This window comes from Pseudomonas donghuensis, from assembly GCF_000259195.1.
GTDB lineage: Bacteria > Pseudomonadota > Gammaproteobacteria > Pseudomonadales > Pseudomonadaceae > Aquipseudomonas > Aquipseudomonas donghuensis.
Genome location: NZ_JH650775.1, coordinates 33,459 through 50,676 on the forward strand (window position 1 = coordinate 33,459; position 17,218 = coordinate 50,676).

Annotated in this window: 20 protein-coding genes; 15 read left to right on the forward strand and 5 right to left on the reverse strand. The window is 60.4% G+C overall.

From position 1 onward, the window contains the following. Nucleotides 1-638: 638 nt before the first annotated feature. Nucleotides 639-1,229, reverse strand: coding sequence for a TetR/AcrR family transcriptional regulator (locus tag UW3_RS0121025; protein WP_010225362.1), 591 nt, complete (start codon nucleotides 1,227-1,229; stop codon nucleotides 639-641). A gap of 142 nt (nucleotides 1,230-1,371) precedes the next feature. Between UW3_RS0121025 and UW3_RS0121030 the strand changes: the two genes are divergently transcribed. The 6 genes from UW3_RS0121030 (at nucleotide 1,372) to UW3_RS27425 (ending at nucleotide 6,410) form a co-directional block, all read left to right on the forward strand. Next, nucleotides 1,372-2,466 (forward strand): alkene reductase, encoded by a 1,095-nt coding sequence (locus UW3_RS0121030; RefSeq protein WP_010225364.1) that lies wholly within the window; start codon nucleotides 1,372-1,374, stop codon nucleotides 2,464-2,466. Between the two features lie 60 nt (nucleotides 2,467-2,526). After that, nucleotides 2,527-3,315, forward strand: a complete 789-nt coding sequence (locus UW3_RS0121035) for an SDR family NAD(P)-dependent oxidoreductase (protein ID WP_010225366.1) — start codon at nucleotides 2,527-2,529, stop codon at nucleotides 3,313-3,315. A gap of 34 nt (nucleotides 3,316-3,349) precedes the next feature. Beyond that, nucleotides 3,350-4,279, forward strand: coding sequence for an alpha/beta fold hydrolase (locus UW3_RS0121040; protein WP_010225369.1), 930 nt, complete (start codon nucleotides 3,350-3,352; stop codon nucleotides 4,277-4,279). Further along, nucleotides 4,276-4,752 (forward strand): SDR family NAD(P)-dependent oxidoreductase, encoded by a 477-nt coding sequence (locus tag UW3_RS0121045; protein WP_010225371.1) that lies wholly within the window; start codon nucleotides 4,276-4,278, stop codon nucleotides 4,750-4,752. The genes UW3_RS0121040 and UW3_RS0121045 overlap by 4 nt, the downstream gene beginning before the upstream one ends. Then, a complete protein-coding gene (locus tag UW3_RS0121050; protein ID WP_010225373.1) occupies nucleotides 4,733-5,734 on the forward strand; it encodes an NADP-dependent oxidoreductase in 1,002 nt (333 codons plus the stop codon). The genes UW3_RS0121045 and UW3_RS0121050 overlap by 20 nt, the downstream gene beginning before the upstream one ends. A 64-nt stretch (nucleotides 5,735-5,798) precedes the next feature. Beyond that, nucleotides 5,799-6,410 (forward strand): SDR family NAD(P)-dependent oxidoreductase, encoded by a 612-nt coding sequence (locus UW3_RS27425; RefSeq protein WP_010225375.1) that lies wholly within the window; start codon nucleotides 5,799-5,801, stop codon nucleotides 6,408-6,410. Nucleotides 6,411-6,559: 149 nt separating this feature from the next. Here the strand turns inward: UW3_RS27425 and UW3_RS0121060 are convergent, their stop codons facing one another. Both UW3_RS0121060 and UW3_RS0121065 read right to left on the reverse strand, forming a co-directional pair. Then, nucleotides 6,560-7,051 carry a GNAT family N-acetyltransferase gene (locus tag UW3_RS0121060; RefSeq protein ID WP_010225377.1) on the reverse strand — a complete coding sequence of 164 codons (492 nt, stop codon included), beginning with the start codon at nucleotides 7,049-7,051 and terminating at the stop codon, nucleotides 6,560-6,562. Nucleotides 7,052-7,445: 394 nt separating this feature from the next. Next, the gene (locus tag UW3_RS0121065) at nucleotides 7,446-7,688 is read right to left on the reverse strand and encodes a DUF7660 family protein (protein ID WP_026001442.1); all 243 of its coding nucleotides are present in this window, start codon (nucleotides 7,686-7,688) and stop codon (nucleotides 7,446-7,448) included. 103 nt (nucleotides 7,689-7,791) lie between these two features. Here UW3_RS0121065 and UW3_RS27430 point away from each other — a divergent pair, with 103 nt between their 5' ends. Next, nucleotides 7,792-8,127, forward strand: a complete 336-nt coding sequence (locus UW3_RS27430) for a DUF6124 family protein (protein ID WP_010225381.1) — start codon at nucleotides 7,792-7,794, stop codon at nucleotides 8,125-8,127. Nucleotides 8,128-8,315: 188 nt separating this feature from the next. After that, entirely contained in the window at nucleotides 8,316-9,188 is an 873-nt protein-coding gene (locus tag UW3_RS0121075; protein WP_010225383.1) for a universal stress protein, read from the forward strand. 106 nt (nucleotides 9,189-9,294) lie between these two features. Here the strand turns inward: UW3_RS0121075 and UW3_RS0121080 are convergent, their stop codons facing one another. Beyond that, nucleotides 9,295-10,149, reverse strand: a complete 855-nt coding sequence (locus UW3_RS0121080; RefSeq protein ID WP_010225385.1) for a helix-turn-helix domain-containing protein — start codon at nucleotides 10,147-10,149, stop codon at nucleotides 9,295-9,297. A gap of 156 nt (nucleotides 10,150-10,305) precedes the next feature. Here UW3_RS0121080 and UW3_RS0121085 point away from each other — a divergent pair, with 156 nt between their 5' ends. The 5 genes from UW3_RS0121085 (at nucleotide 10,306) to UW3_RS0121105 (ending at nucleotide 15,546) form a co-directional block, all read left to right on the forward strand. Then, nucleotides 10,306-10,863 (forward strand): GNAT family N-acetyltransferase, encoded by a 558-nt coding sequence (locus UW3_RS0121085; protein WP_010225387.1) that lies wholly within the window; start codon nucleotides 10,306-10,308, stop codon nucleotides 10,861-10,863. An 85-nt stretch (nucleotides 10,864-10,948) separates the two neighbouring features. Then, on the forward strand, nucleotides 10,949-11,464 hold the full coding sequence (locus tag UW3_RS0121090) for a sigma-70 family RNA polymerase sigma factor (RefSeq protein WP_010225389.1): 516 nt from the start codon (nucleotides 10,949-10,951) through the stop codon (nucleotides 11,462-11,464). Next, nucleotides 11,461-12,384 (forward strand): FecR domain-containing protein, encoded by a 924-nt coding sequence (locus UW3_RS0121095; protein ID WP_010225390.1) that lies wholly within the window; start codon nucleotides 11,461-11,463, stop codon nucleotides 12,382-12,384. The genes UW3_RS0121090 and UW3_RS0121095 overlap by 4 nt, the downstream gene beginning before the upstream one ends. Before the next feature lie 110 nt (nucleotides 12,385-12,494). Beyond that, nucleotides 12,495-14,939, forward strand: coding sequence for a TonB-dependent siderophore receptor (locus UW3_RS0121100; RefSeq protein ID WP_010225392.1), 2,445 nt, complete (start codon nucleotides 12,495-12,497; stop codon nucleotides 14,937-14,939). Between the two features lie 46 nt (nucleotides 14,940-14,985). Further along, entirely contained in the window at nucleotides 14,986-15,546 is a 561-nt protein-coding gene (locus tag UW3_RS0121105; protein ID WP_010225393.1) for a nucleotidyltransferase family protein, read from the forward strand. Nucleotides 15,547-15,673: 127 nt separating this feature from the next. Here UW3_RS0121105 and UW3_RS0121110 read toward each other — a convergent pair whose 3' ends face one another. Then, nucleotides 15,674-16,561 carry a LysR substrate-binding domain-containing protein gene (locus UW3_RS0121110; protein ID WP_010225395.1) on the reverse strand — a complete coding sequence of 296 codons (888 nt, stop codon included), beginning with the start codon at nucleotides 16,559-16,561 and terminating at the stop codon, nucleotides 15,674-15,676. A gap of 109 nt (nucleotides 16,562-16,670) precedes the next feature. Here UW3_RS0121110 and UW3_RS28910 point away from each other — a divergent pair, with 109 nt between their 5' ends. Further along, nucleotides 16,671-16,820, forward strand: a complete 150-nt coding sequence (locus tag UW3_RS28910) for a hypothetical protein (protein WP_010225397.1) — start codon at nucleotides 16,671-16,673, stop codon at nucleotides 16,818-16,820. A 6-nt stretch (nucleotides 16,821-16,826) separates the two neighbouring features. Then, nucleotides 16,827-17,201 (forward strand): tautomerase family protein, encoded by a 375-nt coding sequence (locus UW3_RS0121120; protein WP_010225399.1) that lies wholly within the window; start codon nucleotides 16,827-16,829, stop codon nucleotides 17,199-17,201. Nucleotides 17,202-17,218: the final 17 nt, after the last annotated feature.

Below are 17,218 nucleotides of genomic sequence, written 5' to 3' on the forward strand. Positions count from 1 at the left end.
GAAAGGCCATCGCGCAATGACGCAAATGCCGGATCAAAGCACAGCATCACGGTATTGGCTGGCTTGCTCATGGGGCTCTCCTGCGTTGAGGGGGTTACGCGAAGATGTGTATAGGCTAGTGGCTGTTTGTTAACAATCAAGGTTATTGGTAGGGGTCTAACTCTGCGGCAATTCTTGTTGTGGGGGCTGGGCGTGGGGCGTTTTCGTGCGTGCCGGGTTCCTTGGTCGCTGGCGTGGTTACCCGCGTGCAGCTGCCACCCCGTCGGGTAGAGTGGCCAAAAAACTACATAGCGTGAAGGGCTGCAATCGGCCAGTAGCGGACGTTCGTGAACCGAACAAAAGCCGCTTTTTGTAGGGTGCGCGGTGTGTTCATTAGGCCTTGAGGCTCGGTGCCTCGGTGCGTACGAGCAAGGCAGTTGTGGAGATTACGTGTTCGGCGGAAGCCGAAGAAGGCGCTAGCGGAAAGCGCCGCTGAAATGCCAATAGGCTGGCAGAAAAGTCGCCTGAACGAATTGCTGTTTTCGTAGTTCACTCGGTTGGGGGAATACCTCGAAACCAGGATGGGTGGTTTTCAGCAAGTGCTTGGCCTTTTCCAGACGCAGGGTCTGCAAGCAGGTTCCACCATGCCGAACACGTGGTCAGGAGACGCTGGAAGGTTTCGTGCGGGAGTAAAGTCTAGTCAAAACGTCCGCACAGCAGGCCTCTAGGATCTCGTCGGCTAGTGTTGAATCATCCGGACAAGCACGCGACAACATGAGTGCACCGACCACTTGGGCAATCACCACAATGCGTTGGGCACGTAACTCGCTTTCGGCCGAGTCCGCTTCGCCAGCTTTGCTCGCCAGCGTCGCCAGCATGCTTTCGAGGCCAGACGCAAACGCCGCTTTGATCTGCTCGGGCTGGCGTCCCGCGTCGGCAGACAGCGCTGCCATCGTACAGCCGTCACCCCGCGCGTCGCGATGTTCCCTGGACAGGTAGTACTTCACGAACCCCAGCCCATCCATCTCGTCCGCTCTGGCGGCGCCTTGTGCGAAACCACAGGTGGCCGCCTCCGCTAGCAGCTCGGCTTTGGACGCAAAGTGCTTGTAAAACCCGCCGTGGGTGAAGCCTGCGGCGGCCATCAAATCGGCGATACCCACGCCGTCGTAACCCCGTTCGCGAAACAGCACCGACGCCGTCTGGACAATGTGCGCGCGGTTTGCCTGCACCTGCGCTTTGCTGACTTTCATCTGCAGGACTCCTCTGGTTCGGCCATCAGAAATACCGGCATCATACATTGATGTTGATCATCATCAAAACTCTTGACAGTAAAGATGACGATCAACATCATAAATGGACTTTTAGTGAAGCCGATCCGGCGCAGGTAACCTCATGACTGACAAAACCCTTTTCGAACCCTACACCCTTGGGCCGCTCACGCTCCCGAACCGTATCGTGATGGCGCCGCTGACGCGCAATCGTGCCGGTGCCGGTCTGGTTCCCAGTGAGCATGCCGCTACCTACTACAGTCAGCGCGCCTCGGCGGGCTTGCTGATTACCGAAGCCACGCAGGTCTCGGCGCAGGCTCAGGGCTACCAAGACACACCCGGTCTCTACACGCAGGCGCAGATCGACGGTTGGCGAAAAGTAACCGATGCCGTTCACGACAAGGGCGGGCGGATTTTTGTACAGCTGTGGCACGTCGGCCGTGTTTCCCACGTCGATCTGCAGCCCAATGGCGAAGCGCCAGTTGCCCCCTCGGCCATCCGCGCCGCGACCAAGACCTTCGTTAACAACGGTTTTGCCGATGTCTCCGAACCACGCGCACTGGCGCTGGATGAGCTGGCCGGCATCGTCGACGATTTCCGCCAGGCTGCGGCCAACGCTATTGCGGCTGGGTTCGATGGCGTTGAGGTGCATGGTGCCAACGGCTACCTGCTCGAGCAGTTCATCAAAGACGGCGCCAACGTGCGTACCGATGCCTATGGCGGCTCTATCGAAAACCGCGCCCGCCTCTTGCTGGAGGTCACTGCCGCAGTCGCCAAGGAGATCGGTGCCGACCGCATGGGCGTACGTATTTCTCCCGTCTCGCCGGCCAACGGCATTTCCTGCAGTGCTCCACAGCCGCAGTACGACTACATCGTCGACCAACTCAGCGCGCTGGGCATCGTCTATCTACACGTGGTGGAAGGCGCCACCGGCGGTCCCCGTGATGTCGCACCGTTCGACTTTGATGCGCTACGCAGCCGCTTCCAGAACACCTACCTGGCCAACAACGGTTATGACCTCGACTTGGCCAACACCCACCTGAACGCGGGCAAGGCCGATCTGTTTGCCTTTGGCCGCCCCTTCATCAGCAACCCGGATCTGGTCGAACGACTGGAGCAACGCGCGCCCCTGAACGCGCTGGATCCCACCACCCTGTATGGCGGCGGCGCCAAGGGCTACATCGATTATCCGACCCTCGAAATTTCCAGCGCCAATTAACCACCTGCTCATGCTGCGTGCGGCGGCATGGGTTCACCTTTTCGATCACGGGAAAACATCATGACCTCTAAGGCTACTGTTCTGATCACCGGCGCCTCGACCGGCATTGGCGCCATCTACGCACAGCGTTTCGCACACCGAGGCCACGACCTGGTACTGGTCGCCCGCGACCGGGCACGTCTGGACGCACTAGCCGTGCGTCTGCACGAGGAAACCGGTGTAGCGGTAGACGTTCTTGCGGCAGACCTCACTCAACCGGGCGATCTGGCGGCAGTCGAGACACGTCTGCGCGAGGACACCCAGATTGAAACCCTGATCAATAACGCCGGGGCTGCGATGTCCGGTCAGTTCATCGACCAATCCACAGACGATATCTCCCGCCTCGTCACGCTCAACACCACCGCACTGGTTCGCCTGGCCAGCGCCATCGCCCCGCGTCTGGCGCAGGCTGGCAAGGGTGCGATCGTCAATATCGGCTCGGTGGTTGGCTTCGCGCCGGAGTTCGGGATGTCGGTCTATGGTGCGACCAAGGCTTTTGCGCTGTTTCTGTCCCAAGGGCTGAGCCTGGAGCTCGCGCCCAAGGGCGTCTACGTGCAGGCCGTGCTGCCGGCCGGAACCCGCACCGAGATCTGGGAGCGTGCAGGCATCGACATCAACACGCTTGCCGACCTGATGAGCGTGGACGACCTGGTCGACGCGGCACTGGTCGGTTTCGACCGCCGTGAACTGATCACCATCCCGCCGTTGCACGACGCGGCGCGCTGGGAAGCGTTGAACGGTGCACGACTGGGCCTGATTTCTGACTTGCGTCAGGCGCAGGTCGCCGAGCGCTATCAGGTCAAGGCGTAAAGGCCGCTCCGGCACGTTGCCCCAGGAGAGAACCATGACAGCCCAGGTAAAACGCGCCGAACCAAGTGGCGTACCAAGCCCCAGCTACATCGACACCCCCACACGCTCGGTCACGGTTGGCAGCACTGCATTTGCCTACCGTGACCTGGGCCCGCGCAGTGGCGTGCCATTGATTCTGCTGAACCACTGGGGCGCGGTGCTGGATAATTTCGACCCGCGAATCGTGGATGGGCTCGCCCGCACGCGGCGCGTTATAGCCATCGACTACCGAGGCATTGGCGCCTCAGGCGGAACCGCACCAGTGACCATCGATGGGATGGCGCGGGATGTGATTGAACTGAGCAAGGCGCTGGGTTTGAACACCGTCGATCTGCTGGGTTTCTCTCTCGGGGGCTTCGTCGCACAGGACATCGTGCTGAAGGCCCCTGAGCGCGTGCGCCGGCTAATTCTGACGGGTACGGGGCCGGCAGGTGGAATCGGTATCGAACAGGTCGCCAAGGTCTCTTGGCCACTGATGCTCAAAGGTCTTTTGACCCTGCGCGACCCAAAGACTTATCTGTTTTTTACCTCCACAGCCAATGGCCGGTTGGCTGCCAGGGCTTTTTTGCAGCGGCTGAAAGAGCGCAAGTCAAACCGGGACAAAGGCCCGACTCCCTATGCCTTGCTGCGCCAACTGAAGGCCATCAAGGCGTGGGGCCGGCAGGCGCCTCAGTCGCTCGACCGCATCCGTGTCCCTGTCCTAATCGCCAATGGCGATCAGGACATCATGGTGCCGACCGAGAACAGTCACGACATGGCGCGGCGCATCCCTGGCGCGCAACTGGTGATCTACAACGATGCTGGGCATGGCGGAATTTTTCAGTATCACAGCGAGTTTGTGCACACAGCACAGGCCTTTCTTGAGGCCCAACCGGAGTCTATCGGGGCGATCAGCTCCCTCAGCGCAACGGAAACGATGAAATGAGTCAACCAACGGCAATTGTGTTCGGCGTGGGATCGGTACGCGGCGTTGGCGGGGCCGTGTGCAAAAGTTTTGCGCGCGAGGGCTATCACGTCATCGTTGTGGGCCGTACGCCAGCCAAGATCGACACGGTGGTGGCAGAAATCACCGCTCTGGCCGTCGGCAGCGCCGAGGCGTTACCAACTGACGTAACCGACGAAACCCAGGTAATGGCAGCGTTCGATCGCGCGATGAGTCCCGGCACCGGGCGCGAGCCTGCCGATGTGGTGATCTCCAACGCGGGTAACAACGCCGTTATCGATTTCACCCAGTTAACCGCCGCGCAGTTTGAGGGCTTCTGGCGCGTTGGTTGTTACTCAGGCTTCCTGATCGGTCGCGAAGCCGCCCGCCGGTGCCATTGGGCCGGGGCACCCCACGACACCCATTCGTTCAAAAACTCCAGAGAACCATCCCACCATGAAGGCGTTCATCATTGATCGTTACGGGAAGAAAGAGGTTGGCCACATCAGCGAAATGCCCGCCCCTGAAGTACGGGATGATGACGTGCTCATCCAGGTTCACGCGGCGAGCGTCAACCCGTTGGATAGCAAGATCAAGAGCGGTGAATTCAAGCTGATTCTTCCCTACCGTCTGCCGCTTGTTATGGGCAACGACGTGGCCGGTAAGGTCGTGCGCGTTGGCGCCCGCGTTCGCGACTTCAAGCCGGGTGACGAGGTTTATGCGCGTCCGGATGATGACCGCATCGGCACCTTTGCCGAGCTTATTGCCGTCAAGGCGTCGTCAGTTGCAGTGAAGCCCAAAAACCTCAACATGGTAGAGGCCGCCGCCCTGCCGTTGGTGGCGTTGACTGCCTGGCAGGTGCTGGTCGAAACCGCTCAGTTGCAGAAAGGGCAGAAGGTATTTATCCAGGCCGGTTCCGGCGGTGTCGGATCCGTTGCCATCCAGTTGGCCAAGCACCTGGGCGCCTTTGTCGCCACTACCACGAGTACAGCCAATGTCGATTGGGCAACCGCTTTGGATGCGGACGTCATCATCGATTACAAAACGCAGGATTTTTCCAACGAACTGCGCAACTACGACGTGGTGCTGAACAGCCTGGGCAACGACGAGTTGAACAAATCTCTGCATATTCTCAAACCCGGTGGGCACCTCATCTCCATTTCCGGGCCGCCCACCCCGGCGTTTGCCGCCGCGCGTGGCCTGGCTTGGCCGCTCAAACAGGTGCTGCGTCTGCTGAGTGCCGGTATCCGGAGAAAGGCAAGGCAAAAACAGGTGGATTACTCGTTTGTCTTCATGCAAGCCAGCGGCGCACACCTGCGCAAAATCACTGCCCTCGTCGAGGCCGGCGCCATCCGCCCGATCATCGACAACGTTTTTTCCTTCGCCGACACCGCTAAAGCACTGGCCTACGTTGAAAGTGGGCGCGCCAAGGGCAAGGTCGTGGTGAAAGTAATTTAGCCAGCAGCCCCCGTCGAGTTCGCAATCCAGGAGAAGACCATGACTATTTCTAAATCAGCCCGCGTTGGCACGCGCGCTATGGGCTGCGGCGACTGCCAACGGCCCTATCGACATCCTCATCAATAATGCTGGTTTCGGATACTTCCGCCGCTTCGACGAGGTCGACTGGACACGCGACGCGGAGCTCATGCAGCTCAACATGAACTCCCTGGTCGCCCTCGCACGATGCTTTGTAGACGCACACAAAACCACTAACACGCCCGCGTACATGGTGAACATAGCGTCCACCGGTGCATACCAGTCCGTACCCAACATGGCGCTCTACGCCGCCTCGAAAGCCTTCGTTTGCAACTTCAGCGAAGCGCTCCACGACGAACATAGCGGCACGCCCTTATCGGTCACCTGCATCTGCCCTGGCGGCACTGATACAGCCTTCCACAGTGCGTCAGGCGGCGACCACTCATGGATCGCCAACGCTTCGACCAAAAGCGCAGCGTTTGTCGCACAGTCCGCCATCCAGGCCATGTTGCGAGGCAAGCGCACGGTTGTACCTGGACTGTTCAATAAACTGACGTGTTTTGGCGTGCGTTTTCTGTCACGCCCTCTCGCATCACGGGTCACCACGTACGTGCTGGGCAAACCGACATTGGCTCTACCGGTACGCACTAAGGGTTGACCAAACGTCTGCTACTGGCCGTTTGCTGTCCTCCAGCAAGGGCTGCTTTGGGTCGGTTGCAGCCGTTCACGACAGGCTGCTATCGACCCGAAGCAGCCTTTCATCAACAGCTAGAATCGGCGACCAGGCTCCTGAGATAGGCAGTCAAATCACGAAACGGTTTTCGCCATCTCAGATGTATTCGCCCAGCCCAGTCCTTCATACACCGGCTTGCCGGCCTTGGTCGCGTGTAGCACGGCAAAACTCATTCCGCGTTGCGCAAATTCGGCTTCAGCCAACTTCATCAGGGTTGAAGCCAGGCCCCGGCGCCGGTAAGCAGGTTCGACGAAAACATTTAGCACATAGCCGCGCTGGTCTAAGGCCGGATGGGACGGATGAGGTGGCCAGTCGATATTCATCAGACCTATCGCCGCCACAGGCTGCCCCGTGTCCATCAGCGCAAAACCGTAGTAGCGGCCATCGAATAGGCGCTGGTGCAACCAGGGCCGGAAGTGCTCAGTCATCACCCGCAACTCCGATGGGTCTCCTCCCGCCTCAAGGAACATCGTTTCACGGTGCACACAAATGATCTCACGGTCATTTGGCCCTAGCCGACGGGCCGTCAAGCCTGAAAAATCGATGTTGCCGGGAATATCTTTCATCGTATGCACCTGGACGGAGCGGCCGATGGTAGGGCGGTCAATAGGAGAATGTTAGACACAGATTGAATAAAAACGCGCCATACAGCGATCGCGGCGCACGCATCCGCTCTTCAACGGATACGCTACGACTTCAACGCTGGTCATGGCATATACGCCCTAGAGCGTAGCTAAGCACTCCGAAGCTGTTGACCGGGACGACATTGTTGGATGATTGTTTTTGACCGCTTTTGGCCGATTGCTTCCTTTCGCCACCGGCAGCTTTGGGTCGATAGCAACCATTCGCGAGAGACCGCTTTCGCCCCATGGCGCCGTTGGCGCACACCAGGATTCGGCCAGATGCGCCCACAAGCCACCCCAGTTCGTTGCAAGAGTTGGCCCGTCTGGCTAAAGCCGCTCACTCATAGATCTTGCCGCAGTACAAGAAAACGGCGAACTGCCGCCACGAATTGGATGGTAGAAGCCCTTGACTCAACCCGAAACCGCTACTTTCCGCCCATGAAATAGCACCCTCCAGAAACGCTTCTATCGTCGTGTTCTCCCAGTCAATACTTGTTGATTTGTCTGCCGCCAAAGCCCGGGCAAACCTCAAAAAGGTCTCAGCATCTCTGACCTGATCCAAATGTTCATGAAGCTCCACAACATTCTCCATGCAAAGTCTGCGTCACAGGTGGTGCGCCAGTTTCTCCCATCAGCAATGCAATGTCTGTAATGGGTCAAAAGCTCCCATCAAGAATCCCAGCTTGAATCCCCTCGATCCACCCCTCACCACCCAAACCAGCACCACCTTCGGCTCCTGCAACGGCAGCCACGATCCGCTGTTCGCTGTCCGTGCCGGTGTCTCGTCCGAAGACGCCCTGATCCACACGTCCATCCTGCTCAAAAGCGCCTACCAGACTAACGCCCACGCCTGTGAATTGGTCGATGCCGAGGTGCGCGGGTTGCTCTGGGCCACCGAGCAATCACTGGAGATGAGCCTCGCCCTGGTCGAGGCGTTGCTGGATGAGGTAGAAGCGCGCTCGGCAACCGCTGCGTTGTTGCGGCGTTCGCTGCAAGCAGGGCAATCGGCGGTGGAGTGATCGCCAGCGCTTGTCCTGGGCCGCCGATGCGGCCCGCTTATCCCGTACCGCAGCCTCGCCTTCCCTACTCCATTGACCCAAATCAAGCCGCCGGGCCTGGTTCACGAGACGATGGCTGCAAGCAAGGAACGGATCGAAACCGGCCGACGCCATCGATCCCTGTGCGCGGCATTGCATAAGGAGCCCCCATGAGCCCGTTGAACCACGTTCTGGTTGCCACCGACCTGTCTTCCTCTGCCCGCAACGCGGCAGAGCGCGCCGCGCTGTTGAGCAAGGCGCAGCATGCAGCACTGGATCTGCTCTATGTTGCCAACCCTGCGCCCTACGAGCGCTTGAAGCAGGTGCTGGTGCCCGATGAAGACTTGTTGAATCGCGTGCTGGAAACCGCCGGAGAAAACGTTCACGCCCTGGCGACCCTGCTGTTTGTGCGCTATGGCATCGGCGCGGGCGTGCAGGTGGCGCCCGGCTCGTTGGTGACTGAAATCACCCGTGTGGTGCAGGACAAACGCAGCAACCTGCTGGTGTGTGGGGCGAAGGGCCACAGCCTGGCCCGGCGCCTGCTGGGCTCGACCGTGCAGCGCATGCTCAACCGCATGCTCTGCCCGATGCTGGTGGTCAAGCACGCGCCTCGCGACGCTTACCGCAGCGTGCTGGTGCCGGTGGATTTTTCGCCCTCGTCGCGGCGCGCCATCGAACTGGCGAAAAAGGTGGCACCGCAGGCCGAGATTATTCTGCTGCATGTGTACGAAGCGCCCTTCGAAGGCAGCATGCGCTTCGCCTACATCGACCAGGACACCCTCACCCACTACCGCAACGTCATCAAGAAAGATGCCCTGGAGCAACTGGCGGTCTTGAGTGAAGCTGCCGGGCTTGGTGATGCGCGGCAGGTCGTGGTGCACGGCGACCCGGCCTGGCGGATCGTCGAGCAGGAGCAGGAGCTGGACTGCGATCTGATCGTCATCGGCAAGCAGGGGGACAGCGCGCTCGAAGAGCTGTTGATCGGCAGCGTTACCAAGCATGTGCTGAACGAATCGCAGTGTGATGTGTTGGTGTCGTTGTAGGTTGCAGGCCGGCATACACCGACCCTGTGGGAGCCGGACTTGCCAGCGATCGAGCGCGAAGCGGTCGCAGTGCCGTTGCCAGCTGTGGTGTCCCACTGACACTGCGCTAACCCTCGCCACCCTCTTCCTGCTCATGCCGGCGATAGCCAGACAGCGACACCCCGGTTTGACGTTTGAAATAGCGGCATAGGTAGGACGCGTCAGCAAAGTTGAGCGCGTCCGCGATTTGCCCGATCGCCAGGTTGCTGTACGAAAGCAGCGCCTTGATCTCCAGGGTCACCTGCCGATCAATCAGGCCTTTGGGGCTGTCATTGAAAAACGCCCTGGTGAGCTGTGACAGGTAGAACGGCGTGATGCTGAGCGCGTCCGCATAGAACTTCACATCGCGGTGGCGGATGCAGTTTTTGCCGATCAACTCCCAGAAACGCCAACTGAGCATCTCCTTGCGGCTGAACTCCCGGCTGCCTTTTTCCAGGGTGGGCAGTTGCTCGGCAATCTTCAGAAAGAAGTTCTGCAGCTGATTGCGCAGCATGATCTGCCAGTAGCTGGCACCGCTGCGGGCAATATCGCGCATCTGCATCAGCCAGCCCTCCAGCAGCGCCCGGTCTGCCCTGGCGGGTACGCAATGGGGATAGTCATGCAGAAACACGAACAAGGGGTTTGGCAGTTGGTAGGCAACCTCCGCCGCAAAGCCTTTGGGCATCAGGCAGAAAAACACCCTGAAGCCGCGTGAGCGACGCTTGAGCAAGGCAATCGTGTCTTCGGCCAGCACCAGCACATCACCGCGCCTGACCGCATGCTCTTTGAAGTTGAGGGTGAAGCAGGCACTTCCGGACAGGCACACCAGCAACGTGATGTAGGCATGCCCGAAAGCCAGCGGCACCCCCACCCCGTCGGCCAGCGTGGTGTCGCCCAGCCGTAGCGGCTCGTCAGGCGCATATAGTTTTGGAATGTGCTGCATAGTGGCCCACGGCAACCCAGTACAAGAGGCTTGAGCCTATCACGCCAGGCCATGGAGTTTCGAAAAGTACCGAAAGTGCCGAGGTACTGCTGTTTGCCGATCGGGTGCTTGCCACTACCGTGTCTGACCTGAATCAAGCCAACCCGAGAACAGCACATGAGACTAGAAACACCACGGCTGCTGCTGCGCCCCTGGCACGCCAACGATGCCGCCGACTTGTACGAATACGCCAGCGACGAGCGCGTCGGCCCCATCGCCGGCTGGCCCCCGCACACCAGTGTCGAGCACAGTGCCGAGATCATTCGCAGCGTGTTCAATCACCCCGAGGTGTATGCGCTGCAACTCAAGGACAACCAACGGGCGGTGGGTTGCGTCGGTATTCTCATCGGCGCCAACAGCAACTTCGAGATCAGTGAGCAGGAAGGCGAAATCGCCTACTGGATCGGGGTACCGTACTGGGGCCAGGGCCTGGTTCCGGAAGCGGTGCGCGAAGTGATGCGCCATGGCTTCGAAACCCTCAAGCTCAAGGCATTGTGGTGCGGCTACTTTGCCAACAACAGCCAGTCGTTTGCCGCCCAATCGAAATGTGGCTTTCGCCATCACCACACCGAAGAGAACAAATACAACCCGTTCCTGCAGGACTATCGGACCGAACACATCAGTTGCATCACTTACCTGCAGTGGCTGGAACAGAACCAACCGGCAGGCCGCTGAAAACGGCGGCGCTTCCCTGCGGCCTCTGTCTCTCTTACAATCGCGACAAATTCCTATTCGCATTGGTTGTCGTTGAGAGAGCGGGATGTCCACACCAGGCTGTGATGCAGAGCGCCATGAGCACCTGCAGACGCTTTACCAGGATTACAACGGCTGGCTGCGTGGCTGGTTGCGCAAGCGTCTGAACAACTCGGCCGATGCGGCGGACCTGGCCCAGGACACCTTCGTGCGCGTCCTGCTCGCGCGCACATCCGGCACCTTGCTCGAGCCTCGGCGCTACCTGGCGACCATTGCCCGTGGCCTGGTGATTGACCTCTACCGGCGCCGCAGCCTCGAACAAGCCTACCTTGAAGCCCTGGCGCTGCGCCCCGAGGTGCACGCGCCGTCGGCCGAGGCGCGGGCGTTGATCTTCGACAGCCTGATGGCCATCGACCGCATGCTCGATGGGCTCGGTGCGCGCACCCGGCAAATCTTCCTCGCCGTGCAACTGGACGGGCTCACCTACGAGAAAACCGCCGAACGGCTCGGGGTATCGGTCACCACGGTGCGCAAGCATCTCGCCAGTGCGCTGATGCACTGCCTGCTGCTGGATGAAGCATGAACAGCATCCTGGCCCAGGCGGTGGACTGGTATGTGCGCCTGCACGAGAGCACGGTCAGCGAAGCTACCCACAGCGAATGGCAGGCCTGGCTGGCCGCCGACCCGCAACACGCCGCAGCCTGGAAGCGTATCGAACAGCTGCAGCAACGCCTGACTCAGGCGCCAGCCGCCCTCGCCTCCAGCACTCTCGAACGGGCCCGCCAAGGGCGTCGCGCAACGCTGAAAACCTTCGCCCTGTTGCTCGGTGCCGGCATGCTCGGCTGGCAGGGTTATCAGGCTTCGCCATGGCGCGCGGACTACACAACACGGGTGGGACAACGTCGTACCTTGACCCTCGCCGACGGCAGCCGGCTGGTGCTCGACACCGATACCCGGGTCGATGTGCGCTTCGATGCGCAGCAACGCTTGATCATTCTTCGCCACGGCGAAATCCTGGTCGAAACAGGCAAGGACTCCCGGCCGCTGAGCGTGCAGAGTGCCGAAGGCCGCATCCTCGCCCTGGGTACGCGCTTTGCGGTGCGCCAAGGCGACGGCGTCACCCGGGTGACCGTCGAGGCGCACGCCGTGGAGGTGCGTCCGCGCCTGGCAACGGCGCCAGCCGTGCGTGCCGACGCCGGGCACACACTGACCTTCGCCGCCGACCGTGTTGGCCCCTTGCAGCCCGCGCCGGCACAGGCCTCGGCCTGGACACGCGGCATGCTGGTGGCAATCGACTGGCGGCTGCAGGACCTGCTCGCCGAGCTTTCCCGCTACCGCCATGGGTACCTGGGCTGCACGGCGCAAGTGGCCGGTTTGCGGCTGTCCGGCACCTTCCTGCTGGATGACAGCGAGGCGGTGCTGGCCAACCTGGAGGACTCCCTGCCGGTGCAACTGCGCCGCATGACGCGCTACTGGGTTCGCGTGGAAAGCCGAATAGCCTGAGCGTGAGAAATATTTTAGCTTTTTGGGTAACAGATTTTCATTCCTGTTTCGGCTCTTCCTGCACGTGCGCATCAGACGCAGCCCCTGCCAACCCGAACAGGAACCATTGCATGTCCTTCCAACCGTCTTCTCTTGGGCGCAGCATCCACCATGCGGCGCTTGCCCTGGGCTTGTCCGGCTCGCTGCTGGCCGTAACGCCGGCCTGGGCCAAAGCGCTCGCCTACGACATCCCCGCCGGTAGCCTGTCGGTTGCGCTCAGCCAGTTCGCCGCAGCCAACGGCGTGATGATTACCTTCAGCTCCGAGGACACTGCCGGGCTGTCATCGCCTGGTTTGCAGGGCGATTTTGAACTGGACCAGGGCTTTGCCAGGCTGCTGCAAGGCAGTGGTTTGCGCGTGGTGCAAGCCGGCGAGAAACGCTACGTGCTGGCCAAGGCTGACAACAGCGCCGCCGTGGAGCTCGGGGCCACCAGCATCAACGCAGGCCTCGGCGCCACCACTGAAGGGACCGGCTCGTACACCACCGGCATGACCAGTACCGCCACCAAGTTGCCGATGTCGCTGCGCGAGACACCGCAGTCGATCAGCGTGGTCACCCGTCAACGCATGGACGATCAGGGCCTCAACGATCTCACCGAGGTGCTCAAGCAGACCCCTGGCCTGTCGGTGCAGAGCCTGGGTAGCGAACGCTTCAACATCTATTCACGTGGCTACAGCGTCGACAATTACCAGTTCGACGGCATTCCCACCACGCTGGACATCGTCAGCCAGGTCTCGGCACAGAGCCTTGCCGACATGGCGATCTACGACCGCGTCGAAGTGCTGCGTGGCGCTACCGGCCTGATGACCGGTGCCGGTGACCCTTCGGCGACCATCAACATGGTGCGCAAGCGCCCTACCGCCGACTTCAAGGGCCACTTCAGCGCGGGGCTGGGCTCCTGGGACAAATACCGCACCGAGCTCGACCTATCCGGCCCGCTCACCCCGACCGGCAACGTGCGCGGGCGCATGGTCGCGGCCTATCAGCAAAACAACAGCTACGTGGATCACTACGCCCAGGAAAAGCAGATTTTCTACGGGATCCTCGAAGCTGACCTGAGCGACAGCACCCTGCTCACGGTCGGCGCCGACTACCAGAAGAACAACCCACAGGGCTCGTCCTCGGTGGCCTTCCCGCTGTTCTACAGCAACGGCCGGCAGACCGACTTTTCGCGCTCGACCAACAGCGCCGCGCGCTGGAGCAGCAACCCCCAGGATGTACTCAATACCTTCGCCAGCATCGAACAGAAGCTGGGCTACGACTGGAGCCTGAAGGTGGCCGTCAACCAGATGTACATCAACCGTGATGACTACAAACTGGCCACCGCCAGCTGGGGCTTCCCCGACATCAACAGCGGCGCCGGGGTGCGTCTGTACGGTGGCGCCGGCAGCACCTGGCAGAAACAGACCGGGGTGGACGTTCAGGCCCAGGGGCCTTTCCAGTTGTTCGGCCGCCAGCACGAGCTGATCGTCGGCTACAACTTCTCCCGCTACGAAAACCGCCACTCGCCCCTACGCGGCACGGCGATCGAAGGCACCTTCGTCAATTTCTACGACTGGGACAACTACACCAAACAGCCGAATACCAGCAACGGCAAGCTCTATGACGGCGACACCACCATCTACCAGAACGGTACCTACATCGCCACGCGCCTGCGCCCGACCGACGACCTGTCGATCATCCTCGGTGCCCGTGCCAGCGACTACAAGTACAACTACGACCTAGAATATGTGCTGACCCCCAACAACAACCGCAACACCCAGTACCGCGAGAGCGGCGTGGTCACGCCTTACGCCGGCGTGGTCTACGACCTCAACGACATTCACTCCGTGTATGCCAGCTACACCAGCATCTACAAGCCACAGAGCGTACGCGACGCAACCGGGGCGACCCTCGACCCGCGCGAGGGCGACAACTATGAAATCGGCCTGAAGAGCGAATTCTTCGGTGGCCGCCTGAACACCAGCATCGCGGCGTATGAGATCAAGCAGGACAACCTAGCGGTCATCGATCCGGGCCAGGTCATCCCCGGCACCACCTCGGCGGCCTACAAGGCCGTCAGCGGCGCCACCACCCGCGGTTTCGAGATCGAGGCCAATGGCGAGCTGCTGCCGGACTGGAACGTCGCCGCCAGCTACAACCACAGCCTCACCGAAGATGCCGACGACCAACGTATCAACACCGAAGCGCCGGCCAACATGCTCAAGCTGTGGACCACCTACCGCCTGCCTGGCGACTTCAACCGCCTGACTGTCGGTGGCGGCGCCAACTGGCAGAGCGGCACCCACATCACCGTGACCCCGAGCACCGCAATGGGCACCATCAAGGCCAAGCAGGAGCAGTTCACCGTGGTCAACCTGATGGCCCGCTACCAACTGACCGAGCAGCTCTCCACCACCCTCAACGTCAATAACTTGTTCGACAAGAAGTACATCAGTGCCCTGGACACCACCTTCTTCAGCGGCTACTACGGTGAGCCTCGCAATGTGATGCTCTCTACCAGGTACAGCTTCTGAGACATCGGTCAGGTAAGCTCCCCTCCAGCCACCATGGAGGGTACCAATGCATTCACTGAGCAACGAGCAGGTGTTGGCAATCGCCACAGGTAACGCCATCAACCAGCAATTGCTGACGCTCCTGCCGACGCTGGACATCCCGCAGTGCATGCTGACTGCGGGTTGTCTGTTCCAGACCTTCTGGAATCATCAAGCCGGACAGCCTGCCGAGTGGGGAATCAAGGATTACGACATCGCCTATTTCGATGAAGATCTTTCATGGCAAGCCGAGGATCGCATCATCGCCCGGGTTCGCCATGCCTGTGCCCATCTCGACGTCAACGTCGAGGTACGCAATCAGGCCCGCGTTCACCTGTGGTACCCCTCAAAATTCGGCGCGGCCTATCCTCGGTTGTACAAGGTCACCGACGGTATAGACCGCTACCTGATCAACGCGACCTGCCTGGGCGTGGATGTCTACACCGGGGAGCTGTACAGCACACACGGCCTGGACGATCTTCACAACAACCTGCTCAGGCTGAACCAACTGAACCCCTTGCCCGGCTTGTTTAGGCAAAAAGCGGCCAGTTATCGGGAGCGCTGGCCATGGTTGAACGTGGTCAGTTGAGCGGTTGTTTTGGGTCGATTGCTGTCGGTCGTGGATTAGCGCTTTCCATAGCCGTCATCGGCCCATCACCCCAGTGCTTCGTTATTCTCCATCCTATCGCTCGAATTAAGCCCTCGGGTGCCTTCGATTATTTCGTAACCGCGAAACTGAACGCCTGTTCTTGCAAGCTCGTTTTGATCAATGCAGCCAATTGTTGGGTGGCTGGTGTTGGGTCGTCGCCACCGCGGTGAAGCACATAGCCAAGGCTTGGCACGGCGGGTAAGCCAGAAACAACGGTGAGATGACTCGGCAGCCCGATGCGAGTTCGCAGCGTCAGGCCCAACCCGGCGGCGACGGCCGCCCAGATACCACCGACGCTGGGGCTGGTCAGGGCGATCCGCCAAGGTATTTGCGCGCAATCCAGCGCCTGGGTGGCGGCGCTGCGCAATACGCAAGGCGCGTCGAACATGATCAACGGCAGCGGTGAGTCATCAAGGGCAGTCAGCAATGGCATATCGCGGGCCCCGATCCAGTGCATCTGGGTTTCGCCCAGTCGCGTGGCATAGGGCGACATGTACCCGGTGTCCCAGGTCAGGGCCAAGTCCAAGCCCCCGCTTTCGACCAGCGCCAGCAATTCGACATTGCGCGCAATCTTCACTTCCAGGCTCACCCTCGGGTACGTCTGGACGAAGCGTCGCAGGATATCGCTGAGGAAATGTTCCCCAAAGTCCTCTTGAAGCCCGAGGCGTATGGTCCCGGCGGTCTGGCTTTCATGCAGGGTCTGGAAAATGCTGTCGTTCAGCTCCAGCAACCGACGGGCATGGCTGAGCAGTGTTTCTCCTACGGGAGTCAACACCAGCCCACGACCGGATTTAGCCAGTACCGGCGTGCCGAGCTGCGCCTCGAGTTTCTTCAACTGGGCGCTCACGGCGGACGTCGATCGACCGAGACGATCCGCCGCTTTGGCGAAGCTGTTGAACTCCACGCCGGTGACAAAGGTGCGCAATACATCAAGATCGAAGGTCGGGCGGCGCATTCGATAGTCCACAAATTCGGGATAGTTGCCGCTATTAAATCTGATATTCGGCATTATCGCGAATTGATAGTTTTGCCCTGTCGATTAGCCAGTCAGAGGGAAAAACCTCATGAACCCATCCATGAGCACTGCGCAAACGCAACAGGCCGATTACCCGCAACCATTTGCCGAGTTGACCGAACATAAGCTGTTCGGCGAGATGTGTACGCGTACGCAATGGACGCCTCGTGAACGCAGCCTCGCCACAGCCCAGGAGTAACCGGCCATGCCGTTTGCACGAATTTCACTGCACCGGGGCAAGTCCGCCGAGTATTTACAGGCGTTGTCTCAGGGTTTGCACGACGCCTTGGTCGAGAGCTTCGAAGTGCCGAAGACCGATCGCTTCCAGGCCATTCACCAACATGAGGTCGGAGAGCTGATATTTGATCCCCACTACTTGGGGGGGCCGCGTAGCCATGACTTTGTGCTAATCGCGATTACCGCTGGCCGTCCTCGAAGTGTTGAGACGAAACAGCGATTTTACCGCGATCTGGTCGAGAAACTGGGGCGGACGACGGGACTGAACGCGGAGGATGTCATGGTGGTGATCACCACTACGGCCAGTGATGAGTGGTCGTTTGGTGGAGGGCGGGGCAACTAGCCTTCGGGTGAGTGCAG